The sequence below is a fragment of the Pseudomonas sp. FW305-25 genome (assembly GCF_017351415.1).
Taxonomy (GTDB): Bacteria; Pseudomonadota; Gammaproteobacteria; order Pseudomonadales; family Pseudomonadaceae; genus Aquipseudomonas; species Aquipseudomonas chlororaphis.
Genome location: NZ_JACNDE010000023.1, coordinates 63,065 through 77,542, shown reverse-complemented (window position 1 = coordinate 77,542; position 14,478 = coordinate 63,065). Strand labels below are relative to the sequence as shown.

Genomic DNA, 14,478 nt, shown 5'->3' with positions numbered 1-14,478 from the left:
TTCGATCGCATCCTGTCCAGCGAGGATGTGATGCGTCGCCGGGCGACGTTGCTGCAGCGCATGCACATCGACGGCCCATTGTTGATCCTGCTGCTGACCCTGGCGGCCGGCAGCCTGTTCGTCCTGTATTCGGCCAGCGGCAAGAGCTGGGACCTGCTGGGCAAGCAGGCGACCTCGTTCGGCATCGGCCTGGTGTCGATGATCGTCATTGCCCAGCTCGAGCCCCGATTCATGGCGCGCTGGGTGCCGCTGGCCTATGTGTTCGGCGTGATACTGCTGGTGGTGGTGGATGTCATGGGCCACAACGCCATGGGCGCCACCCGTTGGATCAACATCCCCGGGGTGATTCGCTTCCAGCCCTCGGAATTCATGAAGATCATCATGCCGGCGACCATCGCCTGGTACCTGGCCAAGCGCACCTTGCCGCCGCAGCTCAAGCATGTGGGCATCAGCCTGGTCCTGATCGGTATTCCGTTCATTCTGATCGTGCGCCAGCCGGACCTCGGGACCTCGCTGCTGATTCTCGCCGGTGGCGCCTTCGTGCTGTTCATGGGCGGGCTGCGCTGGCGCTGGATCCTCAGCGTGTTGGCCGCCGCGGTACCGGTGGCGATCGCCATGTGGTTCTTCATCATGCACGACTACCAGAAGCAGCGGATCCTGACCTTCCTCGACCCGGAAAGCGATCCGCTGGGCACTGGCTGGAACATCATTCAGTCCAAGGCGGCCATCGGCTCCGGCGGCGTCTTCGGCAAGGGCTGGTTGTTGGGCACTCAGTCCCACCTGGACTTTTTGCCCGAGAGCCACACCGACTTTATTATCGCGGTCATGGGCGAAGAGTTCGGCCTGGTGGGCATTTGCGCCCTGCTGCTGATCTATCTGCTGCTGATCGGTCGGGGGCTGGTGATCACCGCCCAGGCGCAGACGCTGTTCGGCAAATTGCTCGCCGGCGCCCTGACCATGACGTTTTTTGTTTACGTTTTCGTCAACATCGGTATGGTCAGTGGCCTGTTGCCGGTCGTGGGGGTGCCGTTGCCGTTCATTAGCTACGGAGGAACTTCGCTGGTGACGCTGCTGTCAGCGTTTGGGGTTTTGATGTCGATCCATACCCATCGTAAGTGGATCGCGCAGGTTTGAATAAGGTGAAGAATTCAATGCAAGTAATGCGTGGCTGGACTGCTCGGTATGCACCGTGGGTCGGTCTGGTAGGCATCCTTGGTGCGGCGCAGGAAGCGCTGGCCGGCGGCGAATACGAAGGTTCCCCCCAAGTAGCCGAATTCGTGGGCGAAATGACTCGCGACTATGGCTTCGCGGGCGAACAGCTGATGGGCGTGTTTCGCGAGGCCGAGCGCAAGCAGTCGATCCTCGACGCCATTTCCCGGCCCGCCGAGCGGGTCAAGCAGTGGAAAGAATATCGGCCGATGTTCATTACCGACGCGCGTATCGCCCGCGGTGTGGACTTCTGGCGCCAGCACGAAGCGGTACTGGCCCGTGCCGAGCAGGAATACGGTGTGCCGGCCCAGGTGATCGTGTCGATCATCGGCGTCGAAACCTTCTTCGGGCGCAACACCGGCAATTACCGGGTGATCGATGCCCTGTCGACCCTGGGCTTCGATTACCCGCCACGTGCCGAGTTCTTCCGCAAGGAATTGCGCGAATTCCTGCTGCTGGCCCGTGAAGAACAGGTCGATCCACTGACCCTGAAAGGCTCCTACGCGGGTGCCATGGGCTTGCCGCAGTTCATGCCGAGCAGTTTTCGCGCCTATGCTGTGGACTTCGACGGTGATGGCCACATCAATATCTGGACCAATCCGGACGATGCCATCGGCAGCGTCGCCAGTTATTTCAAGCGTCACGGCTGGGAGGCCGGGCAGCCGGTGGTCAGCCGGGCCGAAGTGCGTGGCGATCAGGTCGACGAAGGCCTGACCACCGGTATCGAGCCGACGAAAACCGTCGGGGAGTTGCGGGCGCTGGGCTGGTCGAGTCATGATGCGCTGCGCGATGATATGCCGGTCACGGCTTTCCGCCTGGAAGGTGACAATGGCCCCGAATACTGGATGGGCCTGAAGAATTTCTACGCGATCACGCGTTATAACCGCAGCGTGATGTACGCCATGGCCGTACATCAGCTCTCTGAACAGCTGGTCCAAGCACGGGGCGTCAAGTAATGCTGGCATCGCCAAACCGCAACCCCCTGAAGCTGGTGGCTCTTGCCGCGTTGTCCTTGCTGGTGGTCAGTTGTTCGTCAACCCAGGCGCCGAAACAGAAAGGCCCGACGACGGCCGTACGTTCGACGCCGGGCCTGGACATCAACCGTGCCCACAAAGACGGCGCACCCTGGTGGGACGTCGATGTATCGCGCATCCCCGACGCCACGCCGACCCTGCACACTGGCCCGTACAAGGCCAACCCTTATACGGTGCTGGGCAAGACCTATTTCCCGATGGCCGAATCCAAGCGTTATGTCGCTTCGGGCACGGCTTCCTGGTACGGCACCAAGTTCCACGGGCAGAACACCGCCAATGGTGAGGTGTATGACCTGTATGGCATGAGTGCCGCGCACAAGACCCTGCCATTGCCGAGTTATGTCCGGGTGACCAACCTGGATAACCACAAAAGCGTGATCCTGCGGGTCAACGACCGTGGGCCATTCTATTCGGACCGGATCATCGATTTGTCCTACGCCGCGGCCAAGAAGCTCGGTTATGCCGAGATCGGCACCGCCCGGGTCAAGGTCGAGGGCATCGACCCGCAGGAATGGTGGGCCCAGCGCGGTCGGCCGGCACCCTTGATGCTCAATGAGCCGAAAGCCGCGCCAGTGATGACGGCGTCCACGGGGACCGTCGAGCAATGGACGCCACCTGCGCAGCAGCACGCCGCGGCCGTTGTGCCGGTGCAACTGGATGCAAAAAAAAACGCTTCTGCGCAAGCCTCTGGCCAGTATCTGCAGGTGGGCGCCTTCGCCAACCCGGACGCTGCCGAGCTCCTGCGCTCGAAGCTGAGCGGGATGGTGAGCGCTCCGGTGTTCATCAGTTCGATCGTGCGCAATCAACAGACTCTGCACCGGGTGCGCCTGGGGCCGATCGGCTCGCCGGGTGAGATCCAGCAAGTGCAGAACAGTGTCCGGCTGGCCAATCTGGGGCAGCCGAGCCTGGTAACTGCCGAGTAATCGGACATTGATTCATGGTTCGCCTGCGGTATTTGGGGGGTGAACCCAGGTTGTTGGCTCGTCGTACAACAAAAGCCCGGCAAGGGTCAGTGAGTGAACAACTGAACACGCGACAGCCCTTTAGAAGGCTGTCTGAATAGTTTTGTCCGCGAGGACAAGTTTCCATTAGCAATTTCGAGAGACGGATGAACATCACCACCTTTGCCAAACGCCTGTGTCTGCTTGTCCCGCTGATCATCACGCCTGCCGCCTGGGCGGTAGAAGTGATGCCGTCGCCACCGCAGCTGGCCGCCAAGTCCTATGTGCTCATGGATGCCAGCAGCGGTAACGTGCTGGTGGAGAACAACGGTGACCAGCGCCTGCCGCCAGCCAGCCTGACCAAGCTGATGACGGCCTACATCGCGACCCTGGAAATCCGTCGCGGCCAGATCGGCGAGAACGACCCGGTGACCGTCAGCGAGAACGCCTGGCGTACCGGCGGTTCGCGGATGTTCATCAAGGTCGGCTCGCAGGTCACTGTCAGCGACCTGTTGCACGGCATCATCATTCAGTCGGGTAACGACGCCAGCGTCGCGGTTGCCGAGCACATCGCCGGCAGCGAAGACGCCTTTGCCGACATGATGAACAAGACCGCTGGCGATCTGGGCATGAGCAACAGCCACTTCATGAACCCGACCGGCCTGCCGAACCCCGAGCACTACTCGTCGGCGCACGACATGGCGGTACTGGCTCGCGCCATCATTCACGAAGACCCGGCTCACTATGCGATCTACTCGCAGAAAGAGTTCTTCTGGAACGGCATCAAGCAACCTAACCGCAACCTGTTGCTGTGGCGCGACAAGACCGTCGACGGCCTGAAAACCGGTCACACCGACGAAGCCGGCTACTGCATGGTGTCCTCGGCCGTGCGTGACGGCATGCGCCTGATCGCCGTGGTGTTCGGTACCAACAGCGAGCAGGCTCGCGCGGCCGAAACCCAGAAGCTGCTGACCTACGGTTTCCGCTTCTTCGAAACCCAGACCTTCTACCAGAAGGGCACCGAGCTGGCTCAGGCCCCTGTCTGGAAAGGCACCACCTCCCAGATCAAGGCCGGCCTGGCCCAGGACCTGACCATGACCATGCCCAAAGGCCAGCTGAAGAAGCTCGCTGCCAGCATGACCATGAATCCACAATTGATCGCGCCTATCGCCAAGGGCGACGTGATCGGTAAAGTCGAAGTGAAACTGGACGACAAGGTGGTGCACAGCGCCGATCTGATCGCTCTGGACGCGGTCGACGAAGGTGGTATCTTCCGCCGCATGTGGGATAGCATCCGTCTATTCTTCTACGGCTTGTTCAACTGATATTGTCGACCCGCGCGGCCCTCGCTCTGAAATAGAGCGGGGGCCGCGTCCGTCGCCACGGCTTACGAGGCCGTTACGCCATGACAGACACCGAAGTAAAGGCGCCAAAGATCGAATTCCCCTGCGCGGATTACCCGATTAAGGTGATTGGCGATACCGGCGTGGGTTTCAAGGACAAGATCATCGCGATCCTTGAAAAACACGCGACCGTTGACCACAAGACCCTGGCCGAGCGCCAGAGCACCAACGGCAAGTACACGACCATCCAGTTGCACATCGTTGCCACCGGTCAAGAACAGCTGTACGACATCAACAGCGAGTTGCGGGCCACCGGCTTCGTGCACATGGTGCTGTGATGCCTCAAACGCTGGGCTTTCGCGAGCTCGGCCAGATGGCCTACGAGCCGGTCTGGCAGGCCATGCAACGCTTTACCAACGAACGCGGCACCGACGCTCCCGATGAAGTCTGGCTGGTGCAGCATCCGCCGGTCTTTACCCAGGGCCAGGCGGGCAAGGCCGAACACCTGTTGCTTCCCGGGGATATCCCGGTGGTGCAGGTCGACCGGGGTGGCCAGGTGACCTATCACGGTCCTGGCCAACTGGTGGCTTATCTGCTGCTGGACGTGCGCCGCCTGGGTTTTGGCGTGCGCGACCTGGTCAGCCGGATGGAGCAGTGCCTGGTCGAGCTGCTGGCCAGCTATGGCGTGGCCGCGGCGGCCAAGCCGGATGCCCCCGGCGTTTACGTCGATGGCGCGAAAATCGCCTCCCTGGGCCTGCGGATCCGCCATGGTTGTTCCTTTCATGGCCTGGCCTTGAACGTGGACATGGATCTGCAGCCGTTTCGACGGATTAACCCCTGTGGCTATGCCGGGCTGGCAATGACCCAGCTGAGCGACCACACAGGACCGATTGAATTTGCCGAGGTAAGTGCCCGGCTGCGTGCGCAGCTCGTCAAACACCTCGACTATGCTGAGCAGACGACCCTAACGGGCGGAATCGACTGATATGACTACTGCGCAAGACGCTGTGCAAACCCTGATCCCGACGCTGGATGTTTCCGAGCGCCCGGCCCGTGCGAAAGTTGAAACCGGCGTTAAATTGCGCGGTGCCGAGAAAGTCGCGCGTATCCCGGTGAAGATCATCCCGACCACCGAACTGCCGAAGAAACCGGACTGGATTCGCGTGCGTATTCCGGTTTCCCCGGAAGTCGACCGGATCAAGCAATTGCTGCGCAAGCACAAATTGCACAGCGTCTGCGAAGAAGCCTCCTGTCCGAACCTGGGTGAGTGCTTCTCCGGCGGTACCGCGACCTTCATGATCATGGGCGACATCTGCACCCGTCGCTGCCCGTTCTGCGACGTCGGTCACGGCCGTCCGAAGCCTCTGGACGTCGATGAGCCGATGAACCTGGCAGTGGCCATCGCCGACCTGCGCCTGAAGTACGTGGTAATCACTTCGGTCGACCGCGACGACCTGCGCGACGGCGGTGCCCAGCACTTTGCCGACTGCATCCGCGAAATCCGCAAGCTGTCGCCGAACGTGCAGCTGGAAACCCTGGTCCCGGACTACCGTGGCCGCATGGATGTGGCGCTGGAAATCACCGCGGCCGAGCCGCCGGATGTGTTCAACCACAACCTGGAAACCGTGCCGCGCCTGTACAAGGCCGCGCGCCCGGGTTCGGACTACCAGTGGTCGCTGACCCTGCTGCAGAAGTTCAAGCAGCTGGTGCCGCACGTACCGACCAAGTCCGGCCTGATGCTGGGCCTGGGCGAGACCGACGACGAAGTCATCGAGGTCATGAAGCGCATGCGCGAGCACGACATCGACATGCTGACCCTCGGCCAGTACCTGCAACCGTCCCGCAGCCACTTGCCGGTGCAGCGTTTCGTGCACCCGGACACCTTCGCCTGGTTCGCCGAGGAAGGTTACAAGATGGGCTTCAAGAACGTCGCCTCGGGCCCGCTGGTACGTTCCTCCTACCACGCCGACGAGCAGGCGAAGCTGGCCAAAGAAGGCCTGGTCTCCTGATGTAATACGCCCGCAAGGTCTTTTCCTTGCGGGCGTCATCTTCCGTTACGCCTGCGTCTCCCTCCCTTCATAGACTTTTCCTGCAAGCGCCGTGGCGTTTCGGCACTTCTGTTTGCCCGCTTTCATGTCTACTGTGCACTAGAGAATCCACACAGGGAGAACCACTGGATGACCCGCCAACCGACTGATGTCCTTTGTACGCAACGGCCAGTGCCGGCGCTGCCTTCGCAAGGGCTGATCGGCTTGATTGCACCCGCCGGGCCCGCGGCCCTGGACACCGAGCAAGCCGCCCGCTGGATGCGCGCTCGAGGTTATTCGCTGCGGATTTATCCTGGTGTCCAACAGAAGGACGGCTATCTGGCCGGTAGCGACGAGGTCCGCCTGAACGACCTGCACGCCGCTTTCGCCGATGATGATGTCGATACCATCCTGTGCCTGCGGGGCGGCTATGGCAGCCCACGCTTGCTCGACCGGATCGATTACGACCTGCTACGCCGCCATGCCAAGCCGTTTGTCGGCTACAGTGACATCACCGCGCTGCATCTGGCCATCAATCGTCATGCGGGTTTCGTGACCTTTCACGGGCCGATGCTCAATGCCGACTTGTTGGGTGACAAGCAGCCACCTACCGAGTCCTCGCTGTTCAGCCTGCTCCGGGGGCAGTTGAAGGCTGGCAGCCTGCTGCCGCATCCGGCGGCTTATCCCTTGACCACCGTCGAGCCTGGCATCGCTTGCGGTCAGTTGCTGGGAGGCAACCTGTCGTTGATCGCCGCGACCATGGGCACGCCATACGAGATCAATGCTGACGGCATCATTCTGTTTATCGAAGACATCAACGAGCCGCTGTACCGGATCGACCGTCTGCTGACGCACCTGCGCCTGGCGGGCAAGCTCGACAGGCTTCGCGGGGTGCTGGTGGGGGATGTGGCAGGAGTGGAGCCCCAGGCGCTTGCCGGACTGCTCAAGCAGACCTTCGAACCCTTGCGCATCCCGGTGTTGGCGGGATGGCGCAGTGGCCACTGCGATCCGAACCTGACTCTGCCGCTGGGGGCGATGGTCAGGCTGGATGCGGGGGAGAAGCAGTTGATCCTGGAACAGGATGTGGTATTCGGCTGATCAGCCCGTGCTCGCTGCCCTTGTGGGAGCGAGCTTGCTCAACTATGGCGCCCCTATGATTCGGCGCGCAGGCCTGGCTCAACGCGAGCGCAGGCTCTCCAGCAGCTTGTGGGTCGGATAGCCGTCGGCAGGCCAGCCCAGCGATTGTTGGGCGCTGCGAATCGCCTTGCGGGTATTGGCGCCGATAATGCCATCCGGGTTGCCGGCATCGTAATTGTTGGCACTGAGCAGGCTCTGCAGCTCGATGCGCTCGGAGCGGCTGAGGGGCATGTCGTCCTTCGGCCAGACGCCGTTGATCAGGCCTGAACCGTTGAAGCGTTGTGACAGCAGGTTTACCGCCAGGGCATAGGACGAGGAGTTGTTGTACTTCAGAACGGCGCGGAAGTTGTCGAGGATCAGGAACGCCGGACCGCGATAACCCGCCGGCAACAGCAAGGCCGCCGAAAGCTGCTCGGCGCCGACCGGAACACTGGCGCCGTTGGGCAGCTGCATGCCCAGGCGCAGCCATTCGGCTACCGGTTTGCGGATCGCGCCATCCGCCAGTGCATAGTCGAAGCCGTTCGCCAGCTGCACTTCGAAACCCCATGGCTGGCCCTTCTGCCAGCCGGAGCTTTGCAGATAGTGCGCGGTCGAGGCCAGGGCGTCGGCGGGGCTGTTCCAGATGTCGCGGCGGCCATCGCCGTCGAAGTCCACGGCGTGGGTGTTGTAGGTGGTCGGGATGAACTGGGTCTGCCCCATCGCGCCGGCCCAGGAGCCGAGCATCTTCTCGGGCTGGATGTCGCCGTGCTGGAGAATCTGCAGGGCGGCCAGCAGCTGGCTGTTGGCAAAGGCCGGACGGCGACCTTCGTAGGCCAGGGTCGCGAGGGAACGGATGACCGATTTGTTGCCCTGGAACTCACCGAAGTTGCTTTCCATACCCCAGACCGCCACCAGGGCCTGGCGATCGACGCCATAACGCTGTTCGATCTGCTGCAGGATGTCGGCGTACTGATTAAGCAGTGCCTGGCCCTTGCGCACGCGCAGCGGCGACAGGGCACCGTCCAGGTATTCCCATACCGGCCGGGTGAATTCCGGCTGGCTGCGGTCGGCCTTGATCACGCCCATGTCCGGGGTGATACCGGCGAATGCACGGTCGAAAAGATCGGCGCGGATCCCGGCGTTCAGGGCTTCGACACGGAAGCCTGCCTGCCATTGGGCAAAGGTCTGGGTTGGCTGGATGTCCAGGTTGTCGACGGCCAGCGGAGCGACGGTTGCAGGCGCGGCGAGAGGGGCGGCTTGAATGCTTTGGAGTGGCTGGGCATCGGCGGCGGTGGGTTTTTCCGCGCAGGCGACGAGCAGGGCAAGGCTGGAGGCAGCGATCAGTTGGCGCAGGTGCCAACGACGGGAAAGACAAAAGGGCATGCACAGGTCCAGAGAATACGAATCAGATACAGACCTTATCACGCCGGCGGGGTTCTCCGCTTTATGCAGCCAGAAAGTAAGAAGCCTCCCAGCTTTTAGACTGGAAGGCTTCGCGGCGGTAGCTGCCTTTGCCCTTGGCGGGTCGTTCCTGACGGCTGCGGAACAGTGGCTGGGCGATGATGGATTTGGCCTTGTTGGGGCCATGCTTGGATGGCTTGCTCATTTTCGGTTCTCGCTTGAGGTGGGTTTGCGCGGCAGATGATCGGCCAGCTTGACCCTGCTGTCCAGCCCTGTGATGTGTAGGGTTTTTCAGCAAACCTCACGGATTCCCCCATTCCCTGTAGGAACGAGCTTGCTTGCTTCTGCAGGGCGTTGGGGTTACTCGGCTGGGAGAGGCAGACGTTGCCCGGCCATCAACAGCGACAGGCGGCTCAGGCTGCTCCAGGGCGAACCGGCGGCCTGCCCCTTGATCTGCGCATCGATACGCTGGGCGTCGAGCAGCAATTGCGCCCAGCGCGGCGCGGAATAGCGCTGCAGGGCCTTGCTCATCAACGGCTTGCGTTTGTCCCAGACGGGCGGACGGGCCTGGCTGAACACTTTATCCAGCGGAGTGCCCTGGCTGTACTGCAGCGACATATTGGCCAGCGCCCGCAGCTCCCGGGACAGTGCCCAGAGAATCACCGGCGGCTCGACACCTTCGCCGCGCAGGCCTTCGAGCATGCGCAGGGCATGCGCGGCCTCGCCATTGAGGATGGCGTCCACCAGCCCGAAAACATCGAAGCGCGCACTGTCGGCGACTGCCGCTTGCACGGTTTCCACCGTGATCTGGCCACCCTCGGCCATCAGCTTGAGCTTTTCGATTTCCTGGGCCGCGGCCAGCAGATTGCCTTCTACCCGGGCCGCAATGAGCTCCACGGCGTCCTGGCTGGCGGAAAGCCCGGCCTGGGACAGGCGTTGGCGAATCCACTGCGGCAACTGGTTGGCATCCACCGGCCAGATCTGGATGAACTGGGTCTGCTCGCCATCGATCAGGGCCTTGCCCCATTTGGTCTTTTGCGCGCTGCCATCGAGCTTGGGCAGGCTGATCAGCAGCAGGGTATCTTCGGCCGGCCGTGAGCAGTATTCGATGAAGGCCGCGGCGCCTTTATCACCGGGCTTGCCCGAAGGCAGGCGCAGTTCCAGCAGGCGTTTTTCGGCGAACAACGACATGCTCGCGCCGGCTTGCAGCAGCGTTCCCCAATCGAAATTGGCGTCGGCGCTGAATACCTGGCGTTCATCGAAGCCTTGCTGGCGGGCGGCGGTGCGAATGGCGTCGGCGGCTTCCTGGCACAGCAACGGGTCGTCGCCACTGATGACATAGACCGGTGCGAGCATGCCTTGCAGGTGTTTGCCGAGCTGAGCGGGGGCGAGTTTCATAGGGAGGGGCAAGCGGGGCGCCTGGGCGCCCCACAAGGCTTACTGGTTCGGCAGCTGCATGGGCGACTGTTGCGGGGTTTCCGCCTCAGCCTTCTGCGCGGCTTCCAGCGCCTCGGCTTCGGCCTTGGCGCGGGCATCCGCGGTCTGCTGCAGTTGATCCAGCTGGGTCGGGGTCAGCAGTTGCAGGCGCAGCATCATGTTCTGCACCAGGTCGCGACGCATTTCCTTGCGCACTTCCAGCGACTCCTGGTCGGAACCCACCAGGTTGTTGCCGTCATGGATGTAGACCTTCTGCACTTGCAGCTTGTCGCTGAGCAGGGTCAGGTTGTTCTGGCCCTGGATCTCGTAGTTCAGCACGGTGGTCATTTCATATTCGGCCGAACGACCGGCACCGGCGTAGCTGAGGCTGCGCTGGGATTCCTGCTCGCGGGTCAGCACCAGCTTGTAGGGTGCACCGGCGTAGACCTTGACGCCACTGCTCTGCAGAACCTGGCGCAGCTGGGTCACGGTTTCGCCGTAAGCGTTACGGGCGCTCAGGTCGAGTTCCTTGATCGCCAGTTCGGTGGTGCCGGTACCGCGCAGCTGAAAGCCGCAGGCGCTCAGCAGTACGGCCAGGCCCATCACCAGGAGGTTGCGTTTGATCATCTTGTTGCTCCCCTTGAAACCATATGGGCCGACAGGGCGGCCCTGGAGGTTTTATTCGGCGTCAGCCTTGGGCTGACGCCTGATCCAATTAGCTAGCGACGATATTGACCAGCTTGCCAGGCACGACGATCACTTTACGAATCGTCAGGCCTTCGGTGAAGCGCAGCACGTTCTCGTTGCTCCGGGCGGCGGCTTCGATCTCTTCACGGCTGGCGCTGGCCGGCATTTCGATCTGGCCACGCAGCTTGCCATTCACTTGAATGACCAGCTGCAGGCTGTCCTGAACCAGGGCGTTCTCATCCAGCACCGGCCAGCCGGCGTCGATGATGGCGCCGCTGCGACCCAGCTGGCTCCACAGCTCGTGGCTGATGTGCGGGGTGATCGGCGCCAGCAGCAGGGCCACGGTTTCCAGGCCTTCCTGCAACAGGGCACGGTCCTGCGGGGTGGCTTGCGGTGCTTTTTCCAGCACGTTCATCAGCGTCATGACCTGAGCGATGGCGGTGTTGAATTTGTGGTTCTGGCCGACGTCCTGGCTGGCTTGCTTGATCGCCAGGTGGATGGCACGACGAATGACTTTCTGTTCGTCGTTCAGCGAACCCAGCTCCAGTGTACCCGGCAGGCCCTGGGCTACGTGAGCCTGAGCCAGGCGCCAGACGCGCTTGAGGAAGCGATGGGCACCCTCGACGCCGGAGTCGGACCATTCCAGGCTCATGTCAGGCGGCGAAGCGAACATCATGAACAGGCGGCAGGTGTCCGCGCCGTACTGTTCGATCATCGACTGAGGGTCGACGCCGTTGTTCTTCGATTTGGCCATCTTCTCGGTGCCGCCGATTTCCACCGGCAGGCCGTCGCTGATCAGCTTGGCGCCGACGATCTTGGCCTTGCTGTCACGCTCCAGCTCGACATCGGCCGGGTTGTACCAGGTGTAGGCACCGTTGGCTTCGCGGCGGTAGTAGGTCTCGGCGACCACCATGCCTTGCGTCAGCAGGTTCTTGAACGGCTCGTTGGAACTGACCAGGCCCTCGTCGCGCATCAGCTTGTGGAAGAAGCGGGCGTAGAGCAGGTGCAGGATCGCGTGTTCGATACCGCCGATGTACTGGTCCACCGGCAGCCAGTGGTTGGCCGCGGCCGGGTCGACCAGGCCGCCCTCGTATTTTGGCGAGGCATAGCGGGCGTAGTACCACGAGGACTCGACGAAGGTGTCCATGGTGTCGGTTTCACGCTTGGCAGGCTTGCCGCATTTCGGGCAGCTGCATTCGTAGAACTCGGGCATGCGCGCCAGTGGCGAACCGGCGCCGTCCGGCACCACGTCTTCCGGCAGCACTACCGGCAGTTGGTCTTCCGGTACCGGTACATCACCACAGCTGTCGCAGTGGATGATCGGGATCGGGCAGCCCCAGTAGCGCTGGCGGCTGATGCCCCAGTCGCGCAGGCGGAACTGGGTGCGGGATTGGCCGAGGTTTTTCTTCAGCAGGGCAACTTCGATGGCATCGAAGGCGCCGGCAAAATCCAGGCCGTTGAACTCGCCGGAGTTGATCAGTTCGCCGTGCTCGCCGTAGGCGTCCTGCCAAGGCGCAGGCGTTTCGTCGCCAGCGCTGGTGCGCACCACGTTCTTGATCGGCAGGTTGTACTTGGTGGCGAATTCGTAGTCGCGCTCGTCGTGTGCCGGAACGGCCATCACCGCGCCATCGCCGTAGTGCATCAGCACATAGTTGGCGACCCATACCGGGAGTTTTTCACCGGTCAGCGGGTGTTCGACGAACAGCGAAGTCGGCAGGCCTTTCTTCTCTTGGGTGGCGATGTCGGCTTCGGCGACGCTGCCGCCCTTGCACTCGGCGATAAAGGATTGCAGCGCCGGGTCGTTCTGCGCCGCCAGGGTGGCCAGCGGGTGCTCGGCGGCCACGGCGACGTAGGTCGCGCCCATCAGGGTGTCAGGGCGGGTGGTGAAGACTTTCAGTGCGCCCGCTTCGCCGATAGAGGCCTGGTCGTAGGGGAATTGCACTTCCATGCCACGGGATTTGCCGATCCAGTTGCGTTGCATGGTCTTGACCTGCTCGGGCCAGCCCGGCAGTTCGTCGAGACTCTCCAGCAGCTCATCCGCGTAGGCGGTGATCTTGAAGTAGTACATCGGGATTTCGCGTTTTTCGATCAGCGCGCCGGAACGCCAGCCGCGACCATCGATCACCTGTTCGTTGGCCAGGACGGTCTGGTCGACCGGGTCCCAGTTCACGGTGCCGTTCTTGCGGTAGATCACGCCTTTTTCGAACAGGCGAGTGAACAGCCACTGTTCCCAGCGATAGTAGTCCGGCTTGCAGGTAGTGACCTCGCGGGACCAGTCCACCGCCAGGCCCAGGCTACGCAGCTGGGACTTCATGTAGGCGATGTTTTCGTAGGTCCACTTGGCCGGTGCGACGTTGTTCTTCATCGCGGCGTTTTCCGCCGGCATGCCGAAGGCGTCCCAACCCATGGGTTGCAGTACGTTCTTGCCTTGCATGCGCTGGTAGCGGGAGATCACGTCGCCGATGGTGTAGTTACGCACGTGCCCCATGTGTAGCTTGCCGCTGGGGTAAGGGAACATCGACAGGCAGTAGTAAGTTTCCTTGCCTGGCTGTTCACTGACTTCAAAGGACTTTTGCTCATCCCAGAACGACTGGGCGGCGGCTTCGATTTCACGGGGCTGATAGTGTTCGTGCATGGCTACTTTTGAACTGAATAGGGGTGGCCTAATCCTCTTCAATGCAACGTTGGGCGGTGATGACGCCAGATATGGCGTTTTCGCTACCCAGTCGAGCTGGAAGTGGAGTTACAGGAAGCGCCGTAGCATACATGACCGCGCTCTACCGAGGGAAACCCTGATTACGCGCCGTGGGCCGTTGGTCGCGGCACCCTGCCGGTTTCGGCAGTGCGGCTAAGCTCAAAAAGGGGGAGTGATTCTTACTTTCATGAGGTGAGTGGATGGTTGAGTCGCAGCGAAAAGTTACAAAACCCGAGTTGTACGAACGATTGATAGATCGTCTGGCTTTGGCCTTGGATACAGCGAAAACAGCAGGGAGCTTGCGTAATGAGCGTCCTGCGGAGTTGGAGTTGCGGGGCCTGAGTCACGCCGAGCTCGAGGTGATCAAAGCCTATCTGGATCGTAGCGAGCGTGAGACGCAATTGAGCGTGCTCGAATGCCTGAGGCACGAAGTGACTCCACATTCGGCCAAGGTCATCTGGTTGAAAGACAAGGTGCCCGCCCGGGATGCGGTAAAGGTCCGATCCCTGCAGTTCAAGTGAGTCTGCGCAGCCCATGCGGGCATCTGCGCAGCGTCAACGCCGCGTACCTTGTGCGTGAAATCTGTTTCGTATCTGTTGTCGCTTTGCT

General features: G+C 61.9%; 14 protein-coding genes. 9 read left to right on the top strand and 5 right to left on the bottom strand.

Going from position 1 to position 14,478, the window contains the following annotated elements:
- The first annotated feature begins 30 nt into the window (after positions 1 to 30).
- The 8 genes from rodA (at position 31) to J4E58_RS20760 (ending at position 7,652) form a co-directional block, all read left to right on the top strand.
- The gene (gene rodA, locus J4E58_RS20795; RefSeq protein ID WP_051003959.1) at positions 31 to 1,134 is read left to right on the top strand and encodes a rod shape-determining protein RodA; all 1,104 of its coding nucleotides are present in this window, start codon (positions 31 to 33) and stop codon (positions 1,132 to 1,134) included.
- Between the two features lie 17 nt (positions 1,135 to 1,151).
- Positions 1,152 to 2,165 carry a lytic murein transglycosylase B gene (gene mltB, locus J4E58_RS20790; protein WP_009045789.1) on the top strand — a complete coding sequence of 338 codons (1,014 nt, stop codon included), beginning with the start codon at positions 1,152 to 1,154 and terminating at the stop codon, positions 2,163 to 2,165.
- The gene (locus J4E58_RS20785) at positions 2,165 to 3,166 is read left to right on the top strand and encodes a septal ring lytic transglycosylase RlpA family protein (protein WP_087091888.1); all 1,002 of its coding nucleotides are present in this window, start codon (positions 2,165 to 2,167) and stop codon (positions 3,164 to 3,166) included. Before mltB ends, J4E58_RS20785 begins: the two co-directional genes overlap by 1 nt.
- Before the next feature lie 185 nt (positions 3,167 to 3,351).
- Positions 3,352 to 4,509: a D-alanyl-D-alanine carboxypeptidase family protein gene (locus tag J4E58_RS20780; protein WP_007927104.1), complete on the top strand. Its 1,158-nt coding sequence runs from the start codon at positions 3,352 to 3,354 to the stop codon at positions 4,507 to 4,509.
- Between the two features lie 80 nt (positions 4,510 to 4,589).
- A complete protein-coding gene (locus tag J4E58_RS20775) occupies positions 4,590 to 4,865 on the top strand; it encodes a DUF493 domain-containing protein (protein WP_007927103.1) in 276 nt (91 codons plus the stop codon).
- Complete coding sequence (lipB, locus tag J4E58_RS20770) at positions 4,865 to 5,512, top strand: lipoyl(octanoyl) transferase LipB (RefSeq protein ID WP_025807692.1); 648 nt, start codon at positions 4,865 to 4,867, stop codon at positions 5,510 to 5,512. Before J4E58_RS20775 ends, lipB begins: the two co-directional genes overlap by 1 nt.
- A gap of 1 nt (position 5,513) precedes the next feature.
- Positions 5,514 to 6,536 carry a lipoyl synthase gene (lipA, locus tag J4E58_RS20765; protein WP_007927101.1) on the top strand — a complete coding sequence of 341 codons (1,023 nt, stop codon included), beginning with the start codon at positions 5,514 to 5,516 and terminating at the stop codon, positions 6,534 to 6,536.
- Between the two features lie 168 nt (positions 6,537 to 6,704).
- The gene (locus tag J4E58_RS20760) at positions 6,705 to 7,652 is read left to right on the top strand and encodes an LD-carboxypeptidase (RefSeq protein ID WP_087091889.1); all 948 of its coding nucleotides are present in this window, start codon (positions 6,705 to 6,707) and stop codon (positions 7,650 to 7,652) included.
- Positions 7,653 to 7,730: 78 nt separating this feature from the next.
- Here the strand turns inward: J4E58_RS20760 and J4E58_RS20755 are convergent, their stop codons facing one another.
- From J4E58_RS20755 to leuS, 5 genes are all read right to left on the bottom strand, one after another.
- Positions 7,731 to 9,053 (bottom strand): lytic murein transglycosylase, encoded by a 1,323-nt coding sequence (locus tag J4E58_RS20755; RefSeq protein ID WP_087091890.1) that lies wholly within the window; start codon positions 9,051 to 9,053, stop codon positions 7,731 to 7,733.
- A gap of 61 nt (positions 9,054 to 9,114) precedes the next feature.
- Positions 9,115 to 9,276, bottom strand: a complete 162-nt coding sequence (gene arfA, locus J4E58_RS20750) for an alternative ribosome rescue factor ArfA (RefSeq protein WP_007927093.1) — start codon at positions 9,274 to 9,276, stop codon at positions 9,115 to 9,117.
- Positions 9,277 to 9,431: 155 nt separating this feature from the next.
- Entirely contained in the window at positions 9,432 to 10,469 is a 1,038-nt protein-coding gene (holA, locus tag J4E58_RS20745) for a DNA polymerase III subunit delta (protein WP_087091891.1), read from the bottom strand.
- A gap of 39 nt (positions 10,470 to 10,508) precedes the next feature.
- Positions 10,509 to 11,114 (bottom strand): LPS assembly lipoprotein LptE, encoded by a 606-nt coding sequence (gene lptE / locus J4E58_RS20740; protein WP_053262795.1) that lies wholly within the window; start codon positions 11,112 to 11,114, stop codon positions 10,509 to 10,511.
- Positions 11,115 to 11,202: 88 nt separating this feature from the next.
- Positions 11,203 to 13,809: a leucine--tRNA ligase gene (leuS, locus tag J4E58_RS20735; RefSeq protein ID WP_087091892.1), complete on the bottom strand. Its 2,607-nt coding sequence runs from the start codon at positions 13,807 to 13,809 to the stop codon at positions 11,203 to 11,205.
- Between the two features lie 260 nt (positions 13,810 to 14,069).
- Between leuS and J4E58_RS20730 the strand changes: the two genes are divergently transcribed.
- Positions 14,070 to 14,390 (top strand): hypothetical protein, encoded by a 321-nt coding sequence (locus J4E58_RS20730; protein WP_009045783.1) that lies wholly within the window; start codon positions 14,070 to 14,072, stop codon positions 14,388 to 14,390.
- Positions 14,391 to 14,478 lie beyond the last annotated feature (88 nt).